Origin of the sequence: Chryseobacterium flavum, from assembly GCF_003385595.1 — a bacterium.
Lineage (GTDB): Bacteria > Bacteroidota > Bacteroidia > Flavobacteriales > Weeksellaceae > Chryseobacterium > Chryseobacterium flavum.
Genome location: NZ_QNUE01000014.1, coordinates 1 through 26,705, shown reverse-complemented (window position 1 = coordinate 26,705; position 26,705 = coordinate 1). Strand labels below are relative to the sequence as shown.

Here is a 26,705-nt window from a genome sequence, read left to right as displayed (position 1 = left end):
TTCTGTTACTGTTTTTTCTTTCCTAATATAGTGAAATTTTTAATTGGGAATTATAAAATTAAAAATCCTCATCTTCTATTAATTCATCAATAAAGAACCAAATATCCTCACGGTCATATTTTTCCGGAAACTGATAACCATTGATAAGAAAAATAGGAGTAAAGCTCAATCCGGCATTACTGTTTTCCAAAGACATTGATACCAGCGGGGTCAGGTCTTCTGCTGCACTTCCTCTTCCGGACAATCCGTTGATTTTATTCTCATCTTTGGTTTCAAACCATTCTTCTACGGCATGAAGAAACTCTTTTTCAGGTTTATTTTTATAAATGTGTGTGAAATCTGAGATCAGTTGAGAATATTTTTCATTCGCTCTTTCAGGAATATAATTGAATCGCATTTGTACAGAAACTTCATTAGGATATTTTTCAAGAATACGTTCCATTATTTTATGAGCATCTTTACAGAAACCACAATATGGATTGGAAACTATGGAAATGTGAAGCCTGGAATTTTTTTGCCCGACAGAAAAAGTCTGGCTATCCTGGAATTCCACTTTCTCCTTTTCTAACAACTGACTTTTAAAAAGCTCATAGTTTCTTTTAAATCTCAGGTTTTTGGCATTGGATTTTTGAAGGTTTTCCTTTTGTTCCAGCAGATTATTGAAGTATAAGACTGCTGAAAAAATAAGAGCCCATAGAATAATGGTAAGTAAAAGAGCTCCCAACCCAAAAGATAAGTTCTGGAAAAAGAAAATACCAATGATCAGCTGGGCAACTAATATTGAAATAATTAAAAGGCAAACTCTACAGAATGTTTTTTCTACAAAAGCCTGAATATATAAAGAATAACCTATAGCTATTACTGAAACAAAGGTAAAGCCTTTAACAATATAGGCCGTTGCAGGAAGGAAGAGTCCCAGTATGGCAAGTCCTGTAAAATAGATTAATGAAAAATCAGAGAATTTTAATCCAAAAATACTGGTTTTATCCTGTTTGATAATTTTGTCGCACGCGTTTGTGGTCTGGGTTGCGGATACCTCACCACATATACTTCCGATAACCGCTGATGCATTTCCGAATTTCTGATTAAAAATTTCTATGGAAATATAAACGCCTGCCAGTGATAGCAGATTGAAAAGAGCTTCATATATACTTTGAGTCAGAAAAGAATAAACAAGAACGATTGCAAAAATAGAATAAAGAACAGGTTTAAAGTTAAATACCAGTTTATTTTCTGCTGCTTCTGTTTTTTCAAACAACAGAACGAAATCTGTTGACTTTTTATACAGTTCTTCCTTGTCCAGTGTTTTAGCTTTTTCGGAATAAACAGAATATGTATTTCCTGTTTTTTTTACTAATGAGAAAGAATTTTCAACAATAGCAATAAACTCTTCCGGCAGTTCATCCCAGTATTCTTTGTCGAGTTCATAGGCATCATTTTTTATACCCATAAAATTTAATGTATCGCTGAATGCTAATGCAGACGGATAATTGGGATGAGAATTGAACTGAAAAATAAACTCCTGTTTATCGAGTTTAAGATAGTTAATTAGCTTGTCGAAAATCATATTAATATTTTTAACTAAAATACACAGATGTTTTAAAAAAAACAAAAATTTTTTTCTTTTATTAGTGAGATATAAACTATTGTTGGTAGATTTGGTTTGAATATCAGTATTTTGTTTTTTTGAAAATATTGAATAGTTTTATTTTCAGCTTTAAAACTTTCACACTAAAAAACGCCTGTCTGTACGGTCTTTATAATTATAATACTGAGCTGCTTTTTGTTTCAGAGGATTTTTTGCCCATTCCTCCCATTGACAGGTATATGGATCGTAGCCACATTTCAAGGGTTTAGATATATCCAGTTCTTTTTCAAAATGGGTCCGTTCAGTATAAGCCCTGCAATCAGTACAAATATATCTGAATTCACAATCTTTGCAAACTTCAATATGATCTTTGGTCAGATTCCAGTATTTTTTGAATCCGGAGCGGATTACTGATTCTTCAAGACTATTATACTTAATGTTGCCAAAACTTTCCTCCATTAAAGGGCAGTTTTTTATATTACCTTCGATATCAATACCAATTTTTTTATGCAAACACGAGTTATGATTAATTGCTTCCAGAACTTTTGGAAGGTTAGTGTTAAAATATTTTAAATCTACTTTTCCACACGATGATATTTTAAGAGTTTCTTTGGTAAAATGTATGGTAAATCCGAATTTTCCTCCCTTAAAAGGTATATTACTGCAATTATAAAATACCAGGTTATATATTCTCGAGGTGTGTTTATTCAGTTCTGCTATGAGTACATTGCTGATTTCAGAATGAAAAGGAGAATATATTTCTATGTTTTCTAATGGCGAATTTTTAAACATTGTCTCTATATCTAAGAACTCATCAAGAGAGAGCTGCTTTCTCGAATATATAGTTAAATGTTTAACAGTCAGATGATTTATTGAAGATTGTATTTTGTATAATGATGACAGGTTGTCAAGCTCTATAAAAATATCGGAAATTATATTATAATCATGGTATTCATAAGACAAAGGAGGAAAATTTTTATCCCGTTCTTTCTCTGTAATGAAACCATATTCATTTTCAAGGAGAACATCCAGGTATTCTTGTAAAATTTTCCCGGATTCTGTATCATATTGATTAAAAAGTTCTTCAATAGAACAGGTTTTTAGTTCCTCTATTATATCATGGAATTCTAGAGGATATAGTTCCGAAGTATCCCTTTGAAGATCAGAGATCAGTATTCTGTTTACTCCGCGGGTAATTAAAATATTACTGAATAAATTGAAATATGTCATAATAGCCTTGTCAGGAATTTAGGAGGTTTGAGTTTTACATACTGGTCGGTCTGGTATATTTCGCATTCTATAGTTGAATTGGTTTGTTTCTCACGGGTTTTATTTTTTACGAACTCTAAATATTTATAGGTGAGAGGAAGTTTATGTTTTTCCTTGGCAATGATTTTTTTCATAAATAATCAGCTATTTCTTTTTCTAACGAATAGTTACATATTACTGATAATCCTAAAAATTGCCCTACTGTATTGACTTCCAGGAAATAATATTTATTCCCGCTTTTAATAAAATCAAGTGAACCGCAGTTTAAATCCAGAGAAAGCATCAGTCTATGTACTTTTCTCTCTATATTCTTAGGAAGGGTATAAGGGACATTCCTGTTAGGTTTTTTATTGTTGTATTTTCTGAAATCAATTTTGGTTTGTTCATCATTTTGAGAAAAAATAGCAGTAGACCATATTTTTCCGTTCAAATAAAAACTCCTGATCTCAAAATCCTTTTCGATTTTTTCTTGGAAAAAGGTGATATAGAAATCTTCTTTTTCAAATTCATTGATGACTGTTGTATACATCATACCGGAAGAGTCTTTACTGATTGCTTCAACCCGGGGATTTCCTCCGATCGTTTTGATAATGGTTTTACCCAATACTACCTGGTCTGTATTACTTGCAAGGAAATATTCCGGAATGTCCAGTCCCACTTTCCGGGCCTGTTCAAGGACAAGCAGTTTGTTTACATCACTATTGCTTTCCTTGTTTATATGTTTTTTTGATTCCAGTGTTTTTTTGATATAGTCTTCCAACCAGTGTTGATATTCATTCATGCTATGGTTGATGGATTCATTCGCATAACGTAATCGTTTAAACTTTAACTTTCCTCTTCTGTACCATACGCTGGTGATGTCATCAATAAAAAAGCTGTTTCTATAACTTTCCAGATAAATTTTTTTTTCTTTTGTTTTAATTTCAAAGATCTCATCCTCATACACACGGATGAAGTTTTTTCCCATTCTTAGTAACCATTTTATAACTTCAGTTGTGGTAATTTCTTTATTTCCGGAAATAATGAGAATCATTTTTATTTTTTTAGCTGTTTGAAAAAATCAATGGTAATTGCCCGGGTATGTTTGAGGCTGGGTAGCCCGATACTTTTACGGTTTGAATTGATCTTTATAGAGTCCTGTATGTTGTTATGTCCGATATATACCCCATACAAAATATCTTTTTTAAGAACCTGCAGATAATGTCTGTCTACCATATTAGCATAATCATGTGGTGGGCAGTCACCGGTTTTTACATATTCCAGTAGTTTTTTTTCAAAATAAGGATAAGAATCTGAGAAAGACATATGGCTGAGAAAAGCACTCATTGGCATGAAAACACCTTTATTTCCCCAAAGTCCGATTTTTTGTACAGAGGGATAACCTTCATTTTCTAGAATCCATTTGAAGAGTTCTGCATTTTTTTTATCATTGATTTTTACTAAATCGGAATCCGAACGATCTTTTTCCTGATCACGAATAAACAGAATGGTAAAAGAGTCCACCATTTTTTTATTTAAACCTTTCTTCCATTGAGCTATTTCCTGCTTAACTTCTATGCTGTCTATTCCATATTTCTGATAAAGCCAATAATATTTTTTATATTCTTTATTGAAGGGCGCTATCAAAGGAATCAGCTTGTAAAGACTTTTCTTCCCTCCAAAATTTTTATTGAATTTGTCTGACAACTTTATATAAGTGGCATATTCCTCAATACGCTCCTGATTTTTCGGAGGATATTCCCTGAATAATTTATTGTATTGTTTTATGACGGATAATGTATCTTTTTGAAAACGATAAATACTGTCAATTTTATTCACTTTATTATAGTATGTAATATAATTATACTCTCCGCTTTTACAGGAAGAAAAAGTAAACAGACTAACAAGGGTAAGATAGAATAAATAATTGAAAGCTTTTTTTCTCATGATCTTATTCTGTTATACAAAAAAAATAAGTGAAACTGTGAGTAAAAAAGAGAGGAGAAACCCCTCTCAATATTGATCAGTAATTAACAGTCTCCTACATATAAAGTAGATAAACGATTACCGTTATCATCATAAGTTTCTTTGTCTGCACATGTAGCACTTTCTGTCATTACATATTTGTATCCTCCCTGGATTGCTTTTAACTCTTTTCTTTGTAATTTTTTGTTTTCAGCAGAAGAAAAATTTCTCTGCATTCCTCTTAAGTTTTTCATTTGTTTAATTTTTAAATGTTAATATGGTGTCATATACCTATGACTTGGTTTTGCTGATCAGCGGTATTTACATTTTGTACTGTACACATACAAAAAATAAATCTTTGTTTTTACTGAGACAAACATACACAAGTACGGATCATAAAAAAAATACTGTATTTATATATTTATAAATCTATTGGCTTATATTTATGAATTTGTGTGTTTAAAATATTAATAATCAGTAATTTATTATTTTATCTAATGAAATCTCTGATTAGTAAGCGAGAATTTAAATAAACTTTCTGAAACTTTATCTTTTGCATCATCTTTAAATATTGATAGCACAACTTTTATTAAATTTTAAAATTTATTGTTGAAATCTATGAAGAAAAAAGTGATATGTTTTTTTGGAAATATTTTTTAGTTTTAAACAATAACTCAAACTTTTTTTGTGTGAAAATAGAGTGATAATTCAAATAATATATTTCTAAACAAATGTTTAGTTTTTTGATTTTTTTGTAAATTAACTACGCTTTAAATGTTGTTGTAGTATTATTTTAATGGTTGATTAGAATTTTTGACAGTAGGTGTTAGACTCAAAAAAACTTAAAAAATCATAAAGTTTTCATAAAGTTTTAAAAAAGGAGAAAAATGTTTTTGTAATTATAAAATATGTCGTACTTTTACATCGCCTTGAATGAGGGAACAAGTCAAGGTAATAAATTTTTTTTCATCATTTGTGTTTTTAGAATCGTATCGCCTGATACGATTCTTTTTTTTGTTTTTATTTTTCGTAATTTAGAAGGAGATCAATGAAATAAGAATACGTAACAGAACCTTCCTGCTGATTACTCTTCAGGAACAGATTGTTGGTAAATCCAAAGAATTCATCCAGCCAGCTTTGGTGTTTGATAATGAAAGCTTTTTCATACGACCGATCCCTTTGCATGGCAGGAGAATAATCAGAGAGAATAGATTTTGCAAACGCAGGATCCTGTTCAGCAATAAATCTTAAAAGGCTCTTTAAGGTAAAATATTCCGTGCTATATCTTAATTCGGGGTTGTCGGAATTAATGCCTGTCAGGTACCCCACAAAATTAGCCTCCTGTTCTCTTGCAAAACCTAATTGATGTGAGCTTTCATGTGCAACGGTAAAAGGTATAAAAGTAGAAGGTAATTCAGAGTTATACTGTGCTTCGGCAGTAAACGGATTATAATATCCCAATATTCCTGTAAAGCTCATTATATTTTTAAATAAGCTGGGCTTAATAGAAGTGATCTGAGAAGCTCTTTTCCCTGAGATGTATTGGGGAAGCTTAGTTTGCTGATAAAGAATTTCCTGTTGTATTGATTTTAAATCAGAAATTATAAATACACCATTCTTGTTTTCATGTACAAACTGCCGGCTTTGTTTACATTTTTCCAGATATTTCACAGCTAACGTTTTAGCTTTACCCAATTCCGGAGCTTTCTGGCTTGCAAGCTTTTGAATGATCGGAGTCTGGAAATATAACATTCCCCAGAATATCTGATAGCTAAAATAGAAAACATTAGCAATGATCAATATTTTTATGACAGAGTTATTCGTGCTTTTTTTTCTGAATAAAGCGATCAGGTAATACAGTAGCACAATGACCAGCACAATGTATATAAGATCTCCTGTCGAAAAAGGGATCCAGCCGAATAATATCTGATGGGGTTCTTTTTGAAGCTCAAAAAAAACTTCAAAAAAGGAAACCATTATCTTTGATTTTGAGAAACCATAAAACAAAAGAAATTGGGCAAGTAATATACCTGCCCAAAATCTCTTCTTCTTATATATTGTTTTTGTTAAATTAATGACCACTGCCTTTAGATATTTTATCAAGATCAATACCCTGAGCTTTCAGGATTCCGGTTACACGGATCGCATAGAATGCAAGATAAGCAAAACAGATGACCCCTACGATATAACTGAAGTGAATATTTGTAATATCCGCAACATATCCCTGGATCATACTTACAATACCTCCACCCATGATCATCATAATTAGGAATCCGGAACCCTGGTTGGTGTGTTTTCCAAGTCCGTTGATGGCAAGTGCGAAGATACACGGCCATAACGTAGAACAGAAAAGACCTACGCTGGTAAATGCATACACAGAAACCATTCCGGTTGTAAACATACCGATAAGCAACGCTGTAATTCCTGCCAGAGAAAAGATCAGAAGCATTCTTGCCGGGTTTCCTTTACTTAATATATCGCAGATAATCATAGCAATAATGATCAGGCCATATACATAGAAAGGCGAAAGATCATGCTTGGCAATAGCGTTCACCAATAAAAATACACCGAATGCAAGATAAGGAGCTAAGAACCTTAGGATTTTTTTAAACCCTGCACTGAAATCAAAGGCTTCTACAGCACCGGTCCAACGGCCGATCATTAATGAAGCCCAGTATAATGAAATATAAGGAGCCACTTCTTTGGTCTCAAAACCTAATCCTTTTTCCATATAGGCAGGAAGGTTGCTGGCTGTGGATACCTCTACTCCTACATAGACAAAGATAGCGATCATTCCCATTACCAATTGAGGGTACTGGAATGCGGAAGTTCTGTGTTCTCCCGGAGTTGTATCATCCGTATCTTCTACATTTGTAGGCGTTATAGCAGGAAGGGAAGAAAACTTAAGCATTAAAGCCACAAGAGCAAAAGCTGCCCCTAATATAAGATAAGGAGTCTTTACGCTTTCGATGCTCGCTTCTGTATTGGCTGCACTTGCAGAACCAAAAATGGCAAAAGCAACAATAAGAGGGCCTATTGTGGTTCCCAGATTATTGATTCCTCCAGCCATGGTTAATCTCTGAGACCCTGTTTCCGTAGGTCCTACTTCAATAGCAAGCGGATTAGCAACAATCTGCTGTAGAGAAAATCCGAGTCCTACAATAAATAAACCTGAGATCATTAGCGGGAAAGAATGCATATTGGCAGCAGGATAAAATAAAAGAGTTCCCAATGCAGAAATAAGAAGTCCTATAATAAGACCGTTTTTATATCCGATTTTATTAATCAGATCCTGCTTTAGCCCTTTTGAGACAATCATATAAATTAAAGAACCTACAGTATATGCTACATAAAAACATATCTGTACCAGCATACTTTCAGTCTGAGAAAGGTTGAAGGCTTTTTGAAAAACCGGGATCAGAATATCATTACTGGCTGCTACAAATCCCCAAAAGAAGAATACAGTAACCAACGGAATGAATTGGCCCCAATTGGTTTGTTTAGAATAATTTGACATATTTTATTGAAAATTTCGCAAACAAATATAGCTATTTCTTTTAAATAGAATGCTCTTGTAAAGTTTTTTTAATTTCTTGGTAAGCCTCTGTTTTTAAGTCTTTTGGAGAATCCGTGGGATCTATAATTCCATTAAAATACACTTTTACCCTTCCAGGGTATCCTTTGGAATTATCAAACGGGAACATTTTCTTAAGCCCGACAAAGGTATAAACAGCGATCGGGGAATGATGCTTGGAGGATAGGATAAATGCTCCATCCTTGAACTCATCCAGAAGGATAGAGGTGTCATCAGGTACGCCGCCTTCAGGGAAAATGGCTATGCTGTTTCCTTCTTCCATTTTTTCAGCACACCTGCGGTACACATCCGCACGGCTTCTGGCACTGGTTCTGTCTACCATTACACATATCCTTTTGTAGATAGTTCCGAAAATAGGAATCTGCACAAGTTCTTTTTTGCCTACAAAACATATCGGATGATGTGGAAAAAGTATACAGGTGAGCATGATATCCATGATGGAAGTATGATTAGAAATGAAAACGTATTGTTTATTCCTATCTTTTTTCTGCTCAGAAAGCTTGATGAGATCATATCTGAAGCCCATTCCATAAAACATTCCAAAACACCAGATGCGGATAAATTTATACGCATATTTATAATGCTTTTTATTAAAAGATAAAATATAGACAGGGATCCCCATCGTGACTGTCAGGACAAACGCCAATAACAATAACCAAAATCTCCAGAGATAATTTAAAACTTTTGTCACAGCCTAACCATTAAAAATTACTTTCTTTTTTACAGAATAATTAAGAATTGAAACCAGAAGAATTGCCGCAATCTTGCTGATCATTTCCGGGCTTAAGGTATAAAAAAATAAATTGATATTATCTTTAAATACGAAACTGTAAAAGATCTGAAAGAATCCTAAACTAAATAATGTTGAAATAAAGGATACTGCCATAAAGTAAACAAACTCTTTTCTCTTGGAATGTTTTCCTCTTTCAAATACAAACCAGATACTCAGGAAATAATTGGTAATAATCCCGCAGCTTGTGGAAAAAATATTACTTAAAGGGTAGTGTATGCCATGGAAATTTGTTTCTCTGGCCAGAATCTGGGGAAGGTAGGTACTGAATACCTTAAAGCTGCCAATTTCTACAACAGCACTAAGTCCTCCTGCGATGATGAAGAATAAAACCTGTTTCTGGCGTATTAGTATTTCTTTCATTGATTAATTTAAAAACTCCATATTATCAGGCATAATTTATCGATGTAATTACTATAATATTGATTGTCAGAGAAAGTTTTTTTCTTGCAATAATTAATATACCTCATAGTATGAAATGCAAATTTATAACTATATGTTAAACACTGAAAAAAGTTGTTAAAATATTTTTTTAAATAAAAATTATTTCTAAATTTAATAATCTAAATGATGGAATACTCACCTGATAATAAATTCATTTTCAACGCCTTGTGTTGATGGTTTTTTCTATCTTGTAATGCGTGATTGAAAGCATACTATCCAACTTTTTATGACCAATTTTTTAATAATATTTGTATGAAACGTCAAAACAAATACAGAAAATTCCAGCTTCAACAGAAAAATATTGAGGCTCTTGAAAGAGAAAATTCCCGCTTCAAAAGAGTATATTCTGAATATGAAAATATGTCTGATGAGCTTTGGAATCTTGAGAATTCCACTGGTGAGCCTGTACCTGATGATTTTATCAATGCAATGGTATTACAGACATCTTATCTGGAAGATGAAATTGAAGATTGGCTTTTGCAATTCAATGAAAAAAAAACTGATATAAAACATTAGTAATTTTAGACAGCTTCCGGGTTGTTTTAAATGCTAATTGAAGATAAATTCATAATTTAGCACCCTTAAATTAAATTTTAAAATATGGTTGCTATTGTAGATAGTGGTTCTACTAAGTCGGATTGGGTAATACTTGATGATTTTAAAAAAGTATTTCTGAAAACAGAAACCATCGGCTTTAATCCGAATTTCATAAATAAAGAACTTATCGCCCCTGAAATACAGAAAAACAGCAATCTTATATTGGTCAAAAATTCGATTACCAAAGTTTTTTTCTACGGTTCAGGATGTGGTGTGCAAAAAAACTGCGAAACCATAGAGAATGAACTTAAGAAGGTCTTTGGAAAAGCCGAAATTATTGTGAAGGAGGATCTCATGGCAGCTGCTTATGCTGCATATAGTGGCAAGCCGGCGATTGTGTGTATCCTGGGAACAGGTTCTAATTCTTGTTTTTTTGATGGAACAAATCTTAAAATTGAATTGCCTTCTCTTGGGTTTCTTATTGGGGACGAGGGAAGTGGCAGTGCAATCGGAAAACAATTGATACGCAGATATTTTATGAAAAAACTGCCTGCTGACCTTCACAATGAGTTTGAATCTGATTACCAGCTTACGATAGAAGATGCATTGAAAAATATGTATCATGCACCAAGACCAAATGCATATCTGGCAAATTTCAATAAATTTGTTATCGAAAGAAAAGAGCATCCGTATTTTAAGAATATGGTTTTCGAAGAGATGAAAAGTTTCTTCGAGTATCAGGTTCTTCCTTATGATGAGGCAAAAGATGCCGAGATTAATTTCATTGGCTCTATTGCTTATTATTATGAAAATATTCTACGTTCTGTTGCATCAGAACTTAATTTAAATGTGGGACATGTTGTTCAGAAACCAATTGAAAGCTTAGTTGATTACCACATTAAATATATACTTTAATAAAAAATAAAATTCTATGTCAAGTAATAACAATCGTGACGAAAAGACCTTTAGCCAGGCCGCGTTAGATTATCATAAAGCAGAACCCAAAGGGAAAATAGAAGTTATTCCGTCAAAACCGCACTCTTCACAAAGAGATCTGTCATTGGCATACTCTCCCGGAGTTGCCGTTCCTTGTATGGAAATTCATGACAAGCCGGAGACTGTTTATGACTATACAGGAAAAGGAAACCTGGTAGCGGTAATCTCAAATGGTACTGCTGTACTTGGATTAGGAGATATCGGAGCAGAAGCTTCAAAACCGGTAATGGAAGGAAAAGGCCTTTTGTTCAAAATTTTTGCTGATATCAATGTTTTTGATATTGAGATCAATGAAAAAGATCCGGATAAATTTATAGAAATTGTAAAAGGAATTGCCCCTACGTTTGGAGGCATCAATCTTGAAGATATTAAAGCTCCTGAAGCATTTTATATAGAACAGAGACTGAAAGAGGAATTGAATATTCCTTTGATGCATGATGACCAGCACGGAACCGCAATAATCTCTGCAGCTGCACTCATTAATTCATTGCAGATTGCCAATAAGAATATCGATGAAGTGAAAATGGTGGTGAACGGAGCAGGAGCTGCTGCTATTGCATGTACCAAACTTTATATTTCATTAGGTCTTAAAAAAGAAAATGTCCTTATGTGCGACAGTAAAGGGGTAATTAATCATAAGAGAGAGAATCTTACCCCTGAAAAACTGGATTTTATTGCGCAAACGGATATTGAAACACTGGAAGAAGCTGTAAAAGGATCTGACGTATTTGTAGGGTTATCCAAAGGAAATGTAATGACTCCGGAAATGTTGTTAAGCATGAATGAAAATCCAATTGTATTTGCGTTGGCAAATCCCGATCCGGAAATTGCTTATGATCTGGCGATAGAAACCCGTAAAGACGTAATTATGGCAACAGGAAGAAGTGATTATCCTAATCAGGTTAATAATGTACTGGGATTCCCGTATATCTTCCGTGGTGCATTAGATGTGCAGGCTACCGGTATCAACGAAGAAATGAAGCTGGCTGCAGTACACGCTATTGCTGACCTTGCAAAAGAACCGGTTCCTGAAGCCGTAATCTTGGCTTATAATGTTCAGAACCTGCAATTTGGAAGAGAATATTTTATTCCGAAACCTTTCGATAACAGATTGATTACAAAAGTATCAAGCGCAGTAGCTAAAGCTGCTATAGAAAGTGGAGTTGCCGGAAAAACAATTGCAGACTTTGAGGAGTATGAGCATCAGCTTTTAGACAGAATGGGTAGAGATGAAAGGTTGGTAAGAATGATGCAGAGCCGTGCAAAATCCAATCCGAAAAGAATTACCCTTGGGAATGCTGAAGAATATAACGTACTGAAGGCAGCTCAGATTCTTTATGAAGAGGGGATTGCTTATCCGAGTCTTTTGGGAGATAAAAAATACATCAAGGAACAGATGGAGCGTTTTGGGATCAACCTGGACATTCCAATCATAGACCCTAGTGATGATGATCAGAAAGAAAATAGAAAAAAATACAGAGAAACGCTTTGGAAGCTTCGTCAGAGAAAAGGGATGAACGAGTATAAGGCAAAGCGATTTGTCCGTCAGCGGGATTATTTTGGGCCTCTGATGCTGAAACATGGAGATACTGATGGTCTTATTGTCGGGTTTTCTAAAAATTATGCCTCTGTATTACGTCCTGTTTTAGAAGTAATTGAAAAAGATAAAGGCGTAGATAAGGTAGCTGCAATGATGATGATTCTTTCCGAAAAGAAACCTATTTTCTTTGCAGATACTTCCATCAATCAGAATCCTACAGCAGAAGACCTTGTAAATATTGCTAAAATGGCAGAATTTACAGTGAAATCTTTTGCTATTGAACCACGGATTGCAATGCTTGGATTTGAAAACTTTGCTGCTATTTCTGATACTTCAAAAAAAGTGGCAAAAGCAGTAAGTATCCTTCATGAAAAATATCCTAAAATGATCGTTGATGGTGAAATTCAACCGGATTTTGCAATGAATGCTGATCACTTAAGCGATTACCCATTCTCAAAATTAGGAACTACTCCGGCCAACACATTTATATTCCCGAATCTGGAAAGTGCAAACTTGTCATATAAAATTCTCAGAGGAATGAAAGTGGCACAGGTTATCGGTCCGATTCTGATGGGATTAAAACAGCCGGTTCATGTACTTCAGATGCGTTCCAGTGTAGATGAGATCGTAAACCTGGCAACAATAGCTGTTCTTGATGCTCAACGAAGAGAGAAAAAATAATTATGATCAGTTAGTACATTAATATTATAATATTATTAATAATGATATAGAAAAAGACTCCATATTTTTGGAGTCTTTTGTTTTTTTGTTAATTCCTTAAACTTTCCTCTGAAAATTAAGTTAAAAATCATTCGTTCGTGAAATGAAAATATTAATTAGTTTAAATTGCTATATTTGGGAGTTTTAAAAATTAATAATGATATTTTCGTTACAAGGCACAGTCCAGGAACTTACGCCTACTTACGCAGTAATTAATGTACAAGGAGTTGGTTACTATGTAGGTATCAGTTTAATGACCTCACAGACGCTGGTTTTGAATCAGCAGACCTTTTTATTTGTTCAGCAGATCATTCGTGAAGATGCTCATCTTCTCTTTGGATTTAACACTCGTTCAGAAAAAGAAATGTTCAATCTGTTAATAAGCGTTAATGGAGTAGGAGCAGTTTCTGCTCTTATTTTATTGTCAACATTAAGTCTTGACGAAATCGCTTCAGCAGTCCTTTCCAGGAACAGTGCCTTAATTCAAAAAGCCAAAGGTATCGGAGCAAAAACTGCTGAAAGAATTATTGTCGATCTTAAAGATAAAGTCCAGAAATTCAGCGGTCCGGCAGAGAATATTTCTTCCTTGGCAGATAATAAAATCAAGGAAGAATCGTTATCTGCATTAGAAGTTTTAGGAATTCCTAAGCGGATGAGCGAGAAGATTGCTGATAAAATATTAAAACAAAATCCGGGCATCTCGGTTGAAGAATTGGTAAAACAAATTTTAAAAAACATTTAACATTTGGTGGCAAATAATAAGCATTTTAACATATTTTTGTTCCTGTCATTCCTGTGTATGTCTGTCAGTGCATTTGCACAGCAGGTCCGGGACACGGCGATCATAAGAAAAGAGTATGAAGTGGCCGATCCTACATGGTATGAAGCCTACTACGATATAAAAACCGGAATGTATTACGTGTATCCTAAAATAGGAAACACCATTACGGGACCTCCTACAGCAATGTCTCCGGAAGAATATAAGGAGTATATGCTGGCAACCCAGACAAGAGCATATTACAAAGAAAAATCAGATAAGTATAGCCTTCTTTTCCGAAAGGATAAAACCGATGCCCGTAAAAAAGGACTTATTCCTTCTCTACAGATTAATAATAAACTGTTTGAAACAATTTTCGGAGGAAATAAAATCGAAATTATTCCTTCAGGATATGCTTCCCTTGACTTTGCCGGCCTTTATCAGAAAATAGATAATCCTATGATCCTGCCACAGAACAGGACCAGCTTTACCTTTGATATTAATCAGAGAATTCAATTGGGATTATTAGGAAAAGTAGGGGAAAACCTCCAGTTAAAAGCAAACTATGATACCCAGAGCGGATTTGCTTTTGAGAACCGGATGAATCTTGTATGGCAGGCCAAAGGAAGTTGGAAGGATCTTCAGAGTAAAGGCCTTGGAAATGTGGACAAACCTAATGCCGGCGGCGAAGATAAAATTATCAAGAGGGTTGAGTTTGGTAACGTAAACATGCCGCTTTCAACAAGCTTAATCCGGGGTTCCCAGTCCTTATTCGGGGTAAAGACAGAATTTCAGCTTGGAAAAACATTTGGTACGGTGGTGCTTTCCCAGCAACAGGGTGAAGCAAGAAATATTGTAGTTCAGGGAGGTGGTGTGATGAATAACTTTAAAGTTAATGCTATTGACTATGAAGATAACCAGCACTATTTCCTCGGCCATTATTTTCTTGATAAATATGATGGTGCTTTGCTCAATTATCCGCAGATCAATTCGAATATAAACATTACCAGGTTAGAGGTTTGGGTATTAGATCAGGGAAATAGCAATCTTGCTTATCAAAAAAGTATTATCGGGATCAGGGACCTGGGTGAAGGAGGAGCAGCTTTGCCGGATAACTCCTTAAACGGGTTATATAGTGAAATAAGTACTGCAGCCGGTACCAGGGAACCTGGAAAAAATTATAGTGCTGTTTTTCAGGGACAGGTATTTCCTGGAAGTACACAGCCTTATGATAATGGCGAACATTTTATTTTCAACACAAAAGCCAGAAGATTGAACAGCAATGAATATACCGTGCAGCCACAGCTGGGGTATATCTCATTAAACCAAAAATTAAATGAAAATCAGCTGTTAGCCGTTTCATACTCATTTACAGTAGGGGGTAGCAATAAGGTCTATAAAGTAGGGGAATTCTCAGAAGAAAGCCCTGTTTTAATTACGAAGGTTTTAAGACCTAATAACAGGGTCAATACCGAATCTCCGATGTGGGATCTGATGATGAAGAATATTTATTCTTTGGATGCAGGACAGGTTGCTCAGGATGGCTTTATCCTGAATTTATATTATAGGGACCAGAAAACCGGAGGAAAGGTTAATTACCTCCCAGATACACCGGTGCAGGACCAGAACCTTTTGAAATTAATGAATTGGGACCGTCTTAACATGAATGGAGATGTACAGAATAATAAGGATGGTTCCAAAGGAGACGGTATTTTTGACTTTGTTAATGGAATTACAATCAGATCGGAAACTGGTAGAATTATCTTTACTAAAGTACAGCCCTTTGGAGATTATATGCAGAGTTTAGTGGGAAATGATCCCAAATATGTTCTTCACGACTTATATGATAAACAAAAACTCCCGCAATCACCTTTACCTCAATGGTATACCATAGAAGGCCGTTATAAAGGATCTCAAGGCCAGGGTATCTCCTTAGGAGCGGTAAATGTTCCACAGGGATCTGTAAAGGTTTCAGCCAATGGGGTACAGCTTAATGAAGGGGTAGACTATACAGTCGACTATATGCTGGGAACAGTAACAATCATCAATGAAAATGTAAAGCAGTCAGGACAGGCCATTAATATTTCATTGGAAAATCAATTAACCTTTAACACACAGCGAAAAAGATTTCTTGGACTGAATCTGGAAAGAAGATTCAGTGAAAACTTTATCTTAGGAGGAACTGTAGTTAACTATTCTGAATCCCCACTTACTCAGAAGGTAAATTACGGGCAGGAAGCCGTTAACAATACAATGGCTGGAATCAACCTGATGTATAACAATCAGCTTCCGTTCCTTACAAGACTTACCGATAAACTACCGTTGGTGAAAACTGAAGCACCTTCCAATCTGAATTTCAAAATGGAGGCAGCCTATTTACTTCCGGGATTAAATAAAGGAACAAATGATCAGTCATATATTGATGATTTTGAACAGACTACTTCTAAAATATCTTTAAAAGAACCTGCTGCCTGGAGTCTGGCATCAAGGCCTGAGAAAAATAAGTTGGCACCTTTCAATGGTACTCCTCCTAATGATGATTTAACGAGTGGCTATGGAAGAGGGCTCTTAACATGGTATAATATTGATCCAAGATTCTGGGGTATAGGAGGTAAGGCTCCTGGTGGGATTACACCGCAGTCTGTATCCAATCATGCCTCAAGGAGAGTTCAGCTATCAGAGATTTATAACAACAGGGACTTTGTAGCAGGAGAGCAGACTTATACCAACACCTTTGATATCTCTTATTTCCCTAAAGAAAAAGGACCATATAATGTAAATACAGCAGCAGAAATGGCAGAGAGTAGATGGGCGGGGATTATGAGACCGATCAGTGTTTCGAACTTTATAAGCTCAAATATCGAATATGTTGAATTCTGGATGATGGACCCTTATGCAGATGGTAAGCAACTGGGAGTTAATCCAAAACTTTTATTGCATTTAGGAAACGTTTCTGAAGACATTCTGAAAGATGGGAAAATGCAGTATGAGAATGGTCTTCCAACTCCAGGTACACCATCAACCACTACTAGCTCCAATTGGGGGGTACAGCCAAAACAGCCTCCTATTCTGTATGCTTTCTCGAGTGAAGGAGATGATAGAAGAATACAGGATGTAGGATATGATGGATTAAGCTCGGATCAGGAGTCAGCCAGATTCGGAAATACATTTGTAAATCCGGTGACAAATATTGTAGACCCCGCAGTGGATGACTTCGTATTTTATCTTTCTGATAAATTTACAGGAAGTCAGGCTGCTTCAGTGATAGAACGATACAAATACTTCAGAAACCCTGAAGGAAACTCAGAAGCAAACTCTCTGAATGTAGCTTCACAAACTCCGGACGCAGAAGATATCAACAAAGATTATAACCTTGATCAGACTGAAAACTATAATCAATATGTTATAAAGCTTGACCAGCCAAGTTTATCACTTGGATCAAATAATATTGTAGACGTAAAAACAGTAAAAGCAACATTCCAGAACGGACAGACTTCTGACGTTAAATGGTATTTGTTCAGAATTCCTGTGGCGAATTATGATCCAGCTGAAGGAACAGCAGACCCATCTGTGTTAAATAACGTAAGATTTGCGAGATTAATGTTGGCAGGATTTGATCAAACGTCTACTTTAAGATTCGGAACAATGGATCTTGTAAGATCAGATTGGAGAAAATATAATAGTAATATTGCCAGCACAAACATCCCAGGTTCAGGAGAAGGTGTAGGGGTTGTTACAGACCCGAATTTTGAGGTAGGAAGTGTGAATATTGAAGAGAATGCATTCAATCAGCCTCCATATGTATTGCCTCCGGGAATTGACAGACAAGTGTTAAGTGGAAATGCAGGAGCTCAAAGACAGAATGAAGCTTCACTTTACATGAAAGTAAAAGACCTTAAGACTGAGGCAAGAGGAGTGTTCAAAAATACGACTTTGGATATGAGAAGATACAAAAAGCTGAAACTGTTTGTTCATGCTCATGATCCATCTAATATTATCACAGGGATTGATGAGAAAACGAAGTTCTTTATCCGTTTCGGAAGTGATGCTACTGACAACTATTATGAATATGAATCATCTTTAAAAATGACTCCCACTACAGCAACAGCTCCTATGGAGATCTGGCCAATGGAAAATGAAGTTGATTTTGATGTTCAGAATTTTGTAGATGCGAAACTCAGAAGAGATAAGTCTGGGGTGAAAATCACGGAAAGAACAAAAGACCTTATATATCAGGAACCTTATAAAAATATTTATATCAAAGGAAGACCTAGTTTAGGAAATATTACTACAATTATGGTTGGAGTAAGAAATTCTGATCCAAGAGGGGCGTCCACTATAACAAGAGTTCTTTGGGTTAATGAAATTCGTCTTTCTGAAATTGAGAATGATGGTGGATATGCAGGAAACGCAAGTTTGAATTTCAATTTAGGTGACTTTGCTACAGTAAATACCAGTGCTTCCTATACCTCTGTAGGGTTTGGAAATATCGATTCAAAACCTGCAGAAAGAAACCAGTCTACTCAATCCGCATTCAGTATCAACACCGCGATCAATGTAGATAAGCTATTGCCTGAAAAAAGTGGAATGAAAATTCCATTGAACTACTCCTATTCCCAGACAATTGAAGATCCGAAATACAATCCTCTGGATACCGATGTTGAGTTCAGTAAGGCAGCCAATAAAGAACAGCTTAAAAAAGTGGCAAGAACCTATACCCAACAGAGAAGTATCGGAGTTGTTAATATGCGTAAGGAAAGAGTAAACCAGAATAAGAAACCAAAATTCTACGATATTGAAAACGTTTCAGTAACTGCGGTTTATAACGATGATTATTTCAGGGATATCTACACCAAGAAAAATTACAGGCAATACCTGAGAGGATATATTGACTATAATTATACTTTTAAACCATGGGTAATCAAACCATTTAATAAAATGATCAGTGATACGGCAAAATCCGTTAAATATCTGAGATGGGTTAAGGAATTCAACTTTAATCCGATTCCGACAAGATTGGCATTCCGGACAGAGATCGACAGAAATTACAATGAATTGGAGTTTAGAAATGTAGAGGCGATTCTGGGAGGGAATACCAATGGCGATTTTGAGACACTGAGAAACCGGAATTTTTATTTTGGCTGGCAGTATGGGCTAGGATTTAATTTTACCAAATCCCTAAAACTGGAAATTAATTCTGCAACCAGAACACTGAACGATAATGTGGATGTAAATACCATGGACAATAAGTCTATCTTTGGAAATGTTTTCAGAGCCGGAAGACCGGTATTGTACAATCACAGGGTACAGTTAAATTACAAATTGCCATTCCAGTATCTTCCTTATCTGGATTTTATAGATGCTGAATTGGGGTATGGTTTTACCTACAACTGGAATGCAAGAAGTACTGCTCAATACGATTTTGTTAATCCTGATACACAAAGAGCTGAGAGTTTAGGCTCGATAGGACAGAATACAAATGTTATTCAGGTTACAGCAACCGCAGATATTCCGAAGTTCTTCGGGCAGTTCAAATACTTTAAAAATATTTCGGCTAAACTTCAGAAGCGTAAACAGGAAATTGATTCCCTCAATAATGTGTATACTCAGCAATGGGCAAAGAACAGATACCGGTATAAGAATTATAAGTTTAAAAATAAACTTACAGTACTTCAAAGTGCTGCATTCTTCCTGACTTCTTTCAAACAACTGGATGTAAATTATTCAGAGAATAACGGTACGGTACTTCCCGGTTTATTATCAGCACCGAACTGGTATGGTTATGGACAAACATTGGGAGGTCCTACTATTGGATTCTTATTAGGATCTCAGGCGGATATCAGAAGAACTGTTATGGAAAATGGATGGGTAAGTAACTCTACTTATATGACAGATCCATATGTAAGAATGTCCACAAAAGAACTAAGAGCAAACCTTCAGATTGTTCCTATGAATGATTTCAGGATTGATCTGAACATATTGCATAACTATAACAGAAACTTTACACATACCGGATTTAATTATACCAATGGAGGAGTCGCCAATCCGGATTATACATTTGCAAATGATCTGATCACCTATTCTAATTCTACAATGCTGCTAAGTACTTCCTTTAAAGACGGACAGGCTGTTTATCAGGCAATCAGAGCAAATGCACAGACTCTTTCCCGACAACTTGGAGGGCCTAATGCTGTGATTACCAACGATGGATTTGCAGAACATTATAGTATTGCCAATGCATATGTTTTAATTCCAGCATTCAGGGCTGCGGTTGAAGGTAAATCAGTGAAAGAGATGAGTAATCCTAAAAAAGCTGGTTTCCCTTTACCAAACTGGAGGGTTACTTATTCCGGATTGAGAAATATTCCAATGATTAACGGGCAGTTTACTAAGTTTGATATCCTGCATGGCTATACTGCAACCTATACGGCTACAGGAGTACAGTCCAGTATAGATTATTTTAACAGTCTCAGCAATCCGGATGCTGTATTTGATGTTAATAATGACTATATCAATCCATTTACATTTGCCCAGGTAGGATATGTGGAATCCTATGCACCGCTTATCGGAATTGATGTGACCATGAGAAATAATATGCAGTTCGGGTTACAGTATAACAGAAACAGAATGATGGTACTGGGGCTGGTAAATCATACCCTGACTGAAGATTCAAATACAGAATATGTTGTAAGGTTAGGATACATTGTCAGAAACTTCAGACTTGGAATGACAAATGTAAGAGGATCAAGAGGAAAAGGAAGCGACCTTAATATCAGAGGTGATATTTCACTAAGGGATAGTAGAACTTCAATTATGAATATTCTTTTAAATGATTCCCAGGTAACAGGAGGTCAGAAACTTTTAAATGTTAAACTTTCTGCAGATTATAATGTTTCAGAAAATCTGAATCTGAGAGTATTCTACGAACAGATGACCTCAAAATATAAGATCTCTACAGCATTCCCATTGTCAACAATCAGAGCAGGTATATCTGCAACGTTTACGTTTGGTGAGAATGGTGGTGGTTTCTAGGAAAAAATAATATGCAATTCTCATATTTGTTAATCCCTTTCTATAATGAAAGGGATTTTTAGTATTAATTCACTTTTGTTGGAACTTTAGAGTTTTAATTAATATCTTTAATAAAAATAATAAAATATGAAGAAAATAATATTTCTTAGCGGATTTTTGTTCGTCCAATCTTTTTTTGCCCAATTATACACTCCAAATTCAAACATAACAGGGGCGACAATCAATGCTTCAACCGGAAATGTTGGAGTCGGGACTAACTCTCCTGCAGCTAAACTTGATGTAATTGGTAATGGTCGATTCTGGGATATTGTTAGCGGGGGAAGTAATTCATGGATTTTTCATACTCCTGATGATCATAGGAAAACATTACATATTACACCCATAAATTCTATTAATGGTGATTGGGACTGGGCTAAATCATTTGTAATTAATGGTGAAAATGGAGATGCATCTTTAAATGGTAAGCTTGAAGCTAGAGAAATAAAAGTGACTCTGACTCCTACTGCCGATTTTGTTTTTGAAGAGAGTTATGCCCTTCCAAAGCTTGAAGATGTTGAGAAACATATTAGAGAGAAAAAGCACCTTCCGGAAATTTCCTCTGCAAAAGAAATGGAAAAAGAAGGAGTGAATGTTGGTGAATTTCAAATTAAGTTGTTGCAGAAAGTAGAAGAGTTGACTTTATATATAATTGGCCAGAATAAGCAATTGAAGAAGCAGGCTGAAGAAATTGAAGAATTGAAAAAAAAATATAAAAACAAATGATGAAATATTTAATTATATTTTTTTTATTCTGCTTGAATTTTATAAAATCTCAAGTAGGAGATAATGGATATCCATTTTTGTATGAGAAACTAGTTTCCGAACGCCATATTACAATCAGAGAGGAATATAAAGACTATCTGGGCAAAACAATTCCTTTATTACAACTAAAACAGAATATTAAGGCCTTTGAAACAAATGGATTTAATAATCAGCAAATAATAAATGAAGTTGCTAACTTAAAAGATGAAGCATATAAAAATCAAAATATTTATGGTAAAGCTTTTTATAAAGAAATTAATATAACGGATGATAGCAATAGGATTGAATACAATGGGAGATATTATTATTTATACAAAATTAGATCATCAGATGCCAAAGCATTACAGATTTATTTTAAGAAGTATCTTTTGCCAAAAGATAGTAAGTTTTTCCTTTACGCTGAAAACGGATTTATATTAGGAGAGTTTAATAATAAAAATAATCCCAATTCTCAAAGTAAGGGACTAGAATTTGGAACCCAGCCAATACCTGGGAATACATTTTATATTGAACTTTCTTATCCAATAGATAGTAGTGATAAACCATTGTTAATAACCGAAAAGTTAATTCATTCTTTTACAGATTTTTATAGTGGTGTCTATGGTGCGGCTGGTAACTGTCATAAGAATATAGCATGTGTATTTAATCCTGGAGAGAATAAATCAAGAAATATAAAATCTGTTGGTTTAATGTTATACCCCATATACCAATGGGGAGCAAATACACATACTTATTCAGCCAGCTGCTCAGGGAGCTTAATGAATAATACTGCTCAAAATGGAGAGCCTTATTTTTTAACTGCTGCACATTGTATAGGATATGAAGCTGCAAATAATAATATAAATTGGAGTATAGAGTTAATCACTTTATTTAACTATGAAGCCTTAAGCTGTACAAGTAATGGCTCAGATGCCCCGGCTGCATTATCTAATAATTCAGTTTTTGGATGTACCTTGTTAACGCAAAACCCAAGCTCTTCTTTAGATTATGCTTTAATAAAACTAAATACAACAGCAAGTGCATTGTCTCAATATAAAGTTTGTTATGCAGGCTGGGATAACAATCCTAATGCATATTCGGTAAATCCTACGAATGTATATTCAGTACATCACCCGAAAGGTGATGTAAAAAAAATATCTATGGTTCAGGAAATATATCCAGTGATGAGCAATGAACCTATAAAACAATCTGGTCTATCAGGATATTATGGTGTCCCATGGCCACTAAATACACAAGGCACATTTCTGCAAAACTCATGGAGGAATGGCATTGTGGAGAAGGGATCTTCGGGGGCCCCATTGTTTAACAGTTCTGATAGATTGATAGGGTCTTTATCAACAGGTCCTGATCCGAATTATTTTAATTGTAATAATTCGGATATTTATAACAATAAATGGTTTACATACTACTCAAGATTTTCTAATAATTATTATACTATGTCTCCATGGTTAAACCCTACCGGAACAAATGTACAATCTATAGGACCATATTGTCCCACAGGTTATAATATTCAAATTGGAGCGCCAATTACTGGTAATACTCCAGGTGGAGGTAATCCTCAAACCAATTGGGAAGAAGAACCTATTGATATAAATGGGGAAAAAGTACATCCTGCTAATACATGGGGCAAAAAAATCTATTTAAGAGAAAAAAGTGGGTCTTATAATTCTCAAGAGGTTGACACAAATTTTTATTATTATAGATCAGTCATGTCTGCAAATCAAAATACATTTGCCATTAGTGAAAATATATATGATATATACTATTTTAATATAAACGATTTTTTATCTAAGTTTCAGCTTTGGGGAATATATAAAATAGTTGATTGTAATAAAATTAAATATATAAAACCTGCAAAAATAACAATAAAAAATCCAGGAACGATTGGTGAAATCCATGATTGTTTAATAGATGTTGTAGGAGTGACTAATGATAGAGTTCATATTCTTATTGAAGTTTGGAGGAGAAATACAGCATTTGAATTATATAAAACATACGAACTTCAATCTTTTAAAATAGTAAATAATGAACTCGTATTTGAAAATTATAAAACGCTTTTTTATGATCAGGTAAATTTTAATATTTCAAAATATTATGATTTTGATAATGGGCATTTAATGTTACATGCAAGTCACAATTCAAATTCAGTAAATAAAATATACTCATGTTTTTATAATGAACAGAATGGTGCCTGGTCAATGGATGTTAATCCAATACCCAATGGATCTTCTGGTGTATTTACAAAAATTTTAGGGGATAAAGTTTTTATACAATCATCAGGACAAAATAAAATTGATATTTATAATCTTGTTTCAAATTCACCTGCTTTTAGTTTAAAAGCATCATTGTCAAATCAATTTTTATCTGTTCCTGGAACAAACGGAGGAAGTGATCCTCTATTTGTCTTTAAAAAATCAGATGACGAATATAATATTGTCTATAAAAATACCAATGGTGTTGGATTTTATGAGCTTATGCAAGTCAATTTATCAGGAAACTCAGCTACCTCTTCTCATATTACAATGCCGGCAGACTTTAGATATGTATATGGTTCGGGGGCTAATTTTATTATTAAAGATAATGAAATTATCAAGCTAACTAAAGTGGGTTGGACATCAACCGCAACTACAGAATATGGAAATCACTTTTATCAGAATTTTATAAAAGATGGAGGTGGAAATTGGATAAAGGATAAAAATTTCCCGCTTAAATGGAAAGATATTGTAGCATTTGACAACCGATATATAATTAGCTCTGATGATTATTATACTAATAGTACTGGTCCAAGACGTAGGATGTTTAGTATAAGAGAAGTTGATTATTTAGCACATCCATATATTAGATATGATGATAATATATTTTATCCAGCGGCTTATCATCGTCCCAAAAAATTGGACAATTATTATTTTAGTGGTGGTATTGTTATCAATGGAAGAGAAGAGTTTAGAAATTTAGCTGGGACCAACTTAAACATGTTTTTGTATAGATCCCCCAACTTTGGATATGATTTTAATGCCACAACATATGATACCAAAACCGTAATTTTAGATGATAAAACACAGAAGTTGACAGGATATAAAAGTGTGGTTATATATGGAAAATATTCTGTTGTCATGAAACCTGGGTTTGGCATTTCTGCTACAAGTGGAGTAGAATTTACGGCAAAAGCTCAAGCTCTTTTACCTACAGATATACCTGCATGTTCTCTCACCTTTGATGATATGCTTAATCCTAAAACTACAGAAACACCAAATGAAACGCTGTACCTTAAGCAGGCCATAGGGAAATTTGGGAATAAACCATATTATGGAGAAATTGTACTAAATGATGATAACTTAAATCAAGAGTTTATTATTGATAGAGCAGTAAGACTGTATCCTAACCCTACCAAAGATATACTGAATATTGATTTCAATGGTAAGAAATTCAAAACTCTAGAAGTATATTCTATAGATGCTAAGAAAATAATAACCAAAGATGTATTATCACTAAATACTACTGAGGTCAATTTATCTCAATATCCTGCAGGTATCTATATGGTAACGCTTATAGATTCAACCGGGAAAAAATATCTAAATAAGATTATCAAGAAATAAATATTTGACTCAAATCGCTGCTCTTACAGCGATTTTTTTATTTCCAATCAAAATTTAATGAAGATGCCTATTAAGGCTTTGAAGCTAGTATATTTTTGAATACATTTGTACAAAATAAAAATTTAAAAATGAACACACCATCAGAATTAAAGTACACTAAAGATCACGAATGGATCAAAATCGAAGGTAATGTTGCTACAATCGGGATTACAGATTTTGCTCAGGGAGAACTTGGAGATATCGTATATGTAGATGTAGATACTGTAGATGATGATCTTAATGGAGGAGATGTTTTCGGAAGTGTAGAAGCAGTAAAAACTGTTTCAGATTTATTCTTACCTGTTTCAGGAAAGGTTATTGAATTTAATTCAGAATTAGAAGACCAGCCTGAATTGTTGAATACAGATCCTTATGGAAACGGATGGATCATTAAATTAGAAGTTGCTGATGGTGCAGATCAGTCTGAATTGCTTTCTGCAGAAGATTACCAGGCTATCATTGGATAAAATTTCAAAAATATTCAGTAAGATTTTGCCCATTTACTGGGCATTTCTTACTTATATGCTTCTCAAGCCGGGAGAAGAGAACCATGAATATTGGTTCATGTTTAGTGGCATTGACAAAGTTTTGCATGTAAGTATATTTGCGGCTTTAGGGTTCTTTTTTATTGCCACATTCCCCAAAATTAAATTCTCATACTTTTTTCAGATTATTCTGATTTATGCCTTCCTTACTGAAATCCTACAAGAAGAAATGGGTTTGGGAAGATCTATGGAAACTCTGGATATTGTAGCAGACACATTAGGATGCTTAATAGGGTATTATATATATAAGATAGGAATCAGACGTTTTTTCTGATAATAGATAGGCATATCTCGAATTTAAATCATCTACAATTCAAAAAATATCAGGAGCTATATCCTGCTATCCATTCATACTCCTCGCGCCCTTCTTTCGGTGCTGGCTGCTGATCTTCCTCCGCGTGCTGCGGGGTAATCATTTCTATCAGGGCTAAGATGGATTATAGTTAATAAATTTCACGGCTGGAAACATTTCTATATAATTATAATAATAAGACACCACCTTTCCCCAATAT

The 26,705-nt window shown here is 34.5% G+C and carries 18 protein-coding genes and 1 pseudogene; 9 read left to right on the top strand and 10 right to left on the bottom strand.

Annotated elements, in window-relative coordinates; translation table 11 throughout:
• Nucleotides 1–58: 58 nt before the first annotated feature.
• From DRF59_RS15845 to DRF59_RS15805, 10 genes are all read right to left on the bottom strand, one after another.
• Nucleotides 59–1,567, bottom strand: coding sequence for a vitamin K epoxide reductase family protein (locus DRF59_RS15845; protein WP_115962339.1), 1,509 nt, complete (start codon nucleotides 1,565–1,567; stop codon nucleotides 59–61).
• Between the two features lie 159 nt (nucleotides 1,568–1,726).
• The gene (gene gwsS / locus DRF59_RS15840) at nucleotides 1,727–2,818 is read right to left on the bottom strand and encodes a grasp-with-spasm system SPASM domain peptide maturase (protein WP_115962336.1); all 1,092 of its coding nucleotides are present in this window, start codon (nucleotides 2,816–2,818) and stop codon (nucleotides 1,727–1,729) included.
• A complete protein-coding gene (locus DRF59_RS20800) occupies nucleotides 2,815–2,991 on the bottom strand; it encodes a hypothetical protein (protein ID WP_157967464.1) in 177 nt (58 codons plus the stop codon). Before DRF59_RS20800 ends, gwsS begins: the two co-directional genes overlap by 4 nt.
• Nucleotides 2,988–3,890, bottom strand: coding sequence for a grasp-with-spasm system ATP-grasp peptide maturase (gwsG, locus tag DRF59_RS15835; RefSeq protein WP_115962333.1), 903 nt, complete (start codon nucleotides 3,888–3,890; stop codon nucleotides 2,988–2,990). Before gwsG ends, DRF59_RS20800 begins: the two co-directional genes overlap by 4 nt.
• Before the next feature lie 2 nt (nucleotides 3,891–3,892).
• Nucleotides 3,893–4,783, bottom strand: coding sequence for a hypothetical protein (locus DRF59_RS15830; RefSeq protein ID WP_115962330.1), 891 nt, complete (start codon nucleotides 4,781–4,783; stop codon nucleotides 3,893–3,895).
• Between the two features lie 83 nt (nucleotides 4,784–4,866).
• The gene (locus DRF59_RS15825) at nucleotides 4,867–5,055 is read right to left on the bottom strand and encodes a TIGR04139 family peptide modification target (RefSeq protein WP_115962328.1); all 189 of its coding nucleotides are present in this window, start codon (nucleotides 5,053–5,055) and stop codon (nucleotides 4,867–4,869) included.
• 766 nt (nucleotides 5,056–5,821) lie between these two features.
• Nucleotides 5,822–6,778: a DUF3810 domain-containing protein gene (locus tag DRF59_RS15820; RefSeq protein ID WP_115962325.1), complete on the bottom strand. Its 957-nt coding sequence runs from the start codon at nucleotides 6,776–6,778 to the stop codon at nucleotides 5,822–5,824.
• Nucleotides 6,779–6,872: 94 nt separating this feature from the next.
• Nucleotides 6,873–8,318: an MFS transporter gene (locus DRF59_RS15815; protein WP_115962322.1), complete on the bottom strand. Its 1,446-nt coding sequence runs from the start codon at nucleotides 8,316–8,318 to the stop codon at nucleotides 6,873–6,875.
• A 40-nt stretch (nucleotides 8,319–8,358) separates the two neighbouring features.
• Nucleotides 8,359–9,087 carry a lysophospholipid acyltransferase family protein gene (locus tag DRF59_RS15810; protein ID WP_185144928.1) on the bottom strand — a complete coding sequence of 243 codons (729 nt, stop codon included), beginning with the start codon at nucleotides 9,085–9,087 and terminating at the stop codon, nucleotides 8,359–8,361.
• A gap of 3 nt (nucleotides 9,088–9,090) precedes the next feature.
• Nucleotides 9,091–9,549 carry a GtrA family protein gene (locus DRF59_RS15805; RefSeq protein WP_115962316.1) on the bottom strand — a complete coding sequence of 153 codons (459 nt, stop codon included), beginning with the start codon at nucleotides 9,547–9,549 and terminating at the stop codon, nucleotides 9,091–9,093.
• 333 nt (nucleotides 9,550–9,882) lie between these two features.
• Between DRF59_RS15805 and DRF59_RS15800 the strand changes: the two genes are divergently transcribed.
• The 9 genes and pseudogenes from DRF59_RS15800 to DRF59_RS15760 all read left to right on the top strand — a co-directional run bounded on the left by DRF59_RS15800 (nucleotide 9,883) and on the right by DRF59_RS15760 (nucleotide 26,467).
• Nucleotides 9,883–10,146, top strand: coding sequence for a hypothetical protein (locus tag DRF59_RS15800; protein WP_115962313.1), 264 nt, complete (start codon nucleotides 9,883–9,885; stop codon nucleotides 10,144–10,146).
• A gap of 84 nt (nucleotides 10,147–10,230) precedes the next feature.
• Complete coding sequence (locus tag DRF59_RS15795; RefSeq protein WP_115962310.1) at nucleotides 10,231–11,082, top strand: BadF/BadG/BcrA/BcrD ATPase family protein; 852 nt, start codon at nucleotides 10,231–10,233, stop codon at nucleotides 11,080–11,082.
• A gap of 16 nt (nucleotides 11,083–11,098) precedes the next feature.
• Nucleotides 11,099–13,384, top strand: a complete 2,286-nt coding sequence (locus DRF59_RS15790) for an NADP-dependent malic enzyme (protein WP_115962307.1) — start codon at nucleotides 11,099–11,101, stop codon at nucleotides 13,382–13,384.
• 196 nt (nucleotides 13,385–13,580) lie between these two features.
• On the top strand, nucleotides 13,581–14,165 hold the full coding sequence (gene ruvA / locus DRF59_RS15785; RefSeq protein ID WP_115962304.1) for a Holliday junction branch migration protein RuvA: 585 nt from the start codon (nucleotides 13,581–13,583) through the stop codon (nucleotides 14,163–14,165).
• Nucleotides 14,166–14,222: 57 nt separating this feature from the next.
• On the top strand, nucleotides 14,223–21,212 hold the full coding sequence (gene sov, locus DRF59_RS15780) for a T9SS outer membrane translocon Sov/SprA (protein ID WP_115962301.1): 6,990 nt from the start codon (nucleotides 14,223–14,225) through the stop codon (nucleotides 21,210–21,212).
• Between the two features lie 438 nt (nucleotides 21,213–21,650).
• A pseudogene (locus DRF59_RS21305) lies at nucleotides 21,651–21,974 on the top strand (hypothetical protein); the annotation flags it as partial.
• Nucleotides 21,971–25,609 carry a T9SS type A sorting domain-containing protein gene (locus tag DRF59_RS15770; RefSeq protein ID WP_115962298.1) on the top strand — a complete coding sequence of 1,213 codons (3,639 nt, stop codon included), beginning with the start codon at nucleotides 21,971–21,973 and terminating at the stop codon, nucleotides 25,607–25,609. The pseudogene DRF59_RS21305 and the gene DRF59_RS15770, both read left to right, overlap by 4 nt.
• A gap of 128 nt (nucleotides 25,610–25,737) precedes the next feature.
• Nucleotides 25,738–26,115: a glycine cleavage system protein GcvH gene (gene gcvH, locus DRF59_RS15765; RefSeq protein WP_115962295.1), complete on the top strand. Its 378-nt coding sequence runs from the start codon at nucleotides 25,738–25,740 to the stop codon at nucleotides 26,113–26,115.
• 25 nt (nucleotides 26,116–26,140) lie between these two features.
• Nucleotides 26,141–26,467, top strand: a complete 327-nt coding sequence (locus tag DRF59_RS15760; protein WP_167456687.1) for a VanZ family protein — start codon at nucleotides 26,141–26,143, stop codon at nucleotides 26,465–26,467.
• Nucleotides 26,468–26,705 lie beyond the last annotated feature (238 nt).

Excerpts from the sequence above, each read along its gene's own strand:
- DRF59_RS15845 (WP_115962339.1), bottom strand. The coding sequence starts at position 1,567 with ATGATTTTCGACAAGCTAATTAACTATCTTAAACTCGATAAACAGGAG.
- gwsS (WP_115962336.1), bottom strand. The coding sequence starts at position 2,818 with ATGACATATTTCAATTTATTCAGTAATATTTTAATTACCCGCGGAGTA.
- DRF59_RS20800 (WP_157967464.1), bottom strand. The coding sequence starts at position 2,991 with ATGAAAAAAATCATTGCCAAGGAAAAACATAAACTTCCTCTCACCTAT.
- gwsG (WP_115962333.1), bottom strand. The coding sequence starts at position 3,890 with ATGATTCTCATTATTTCCGGAAATAAAGAAATTACCACAACTGAAGTT.
- DRF59_RS15830 (WP_115962330.1), bottom strand. The coding sequence starts at position 4,783 with ATGAGAAAAAAAGCTTTCAATTATTTATTCTATCTTACCCTTGTTAGT.
- DRF59_RS15825 (WP_115962328.1), bottom strand. The coding sequence starts at position 5,055 with ATGAAAAACTTAAGAGGAATGCAGAGAAATTTTTCTTCTGCTGAAAAC.
- DRF59_RS15820 (WP_115962325.1), bottom strand. The coding sequence starts at position 6,778 with ATGGTTTCCTTTTTTGAAGTTTTTTTTGAGCTTCAAAAAGAACCCCAT.
- DRF59_RS15815 (WP_115962322.1), bottom strand. The coding sequence starts at position 8,318 with ATGTCAAATTATTCTAAACAAACCAATTGGGGCCAATTCATTCCGTTG.
- DRF59_RS15805 (WP_115962316.1), bottom strand. The coding sequence starts at position 9,549 with ATGAAAGAAATACTAATACGCCAGAAACAGGTTTTATTCTTCATCATC.
- DRF59_RS15800 (WP_115962313.1), top strand. The coding sequence starts at position 9,883 with ATGAAACGTCAAAACAAATACAGAAAATTCCAGCTTCAACAGAAAAAT.
- DRF59_RS15795 (WP_115962310.1), top strand. The coding sequence starts at position 10,231 with ATGGTTGCTATTGTAGATAGTGGTTCTACTAAGTCGGATTGGGTAATA.
- DRF59_RS15790 (WP_115962307.1), top strand. The coding sequence starts at position 11,099 with ATGTCAAGTAATAACAATCGTGACGAAAAGACCTTTAGCCAGGCCGCG.
- ruvA (WP_115962304.1), top strand. The coding sequence starts at position 13,581 with ATGATATTTTCGTTACAAGGCACAGTCCAGGAACTTACGCCTACTTAC.
- sov (WP_115962301.1), top strand. The coding sequence starts at position 14,223 with ATGTCTGTCAGTGCATTTGCACAGCAGGTCCGGGACACGGCGATCATA.
- DRF59_RS15770 (WP_115962298.1), top strand. The coding sequence starts at position 21,971 with ATGATGAAATATTTAATTATATTTTTTTTATTCTGCTTGAATTTTATA.
- gcvH (WP_115962295.1), top strand. The coding sequence starts at position 25,738 with ATGAACACACCATCAGAATTAAAGTACACTAAAGATCACGAATGGATC.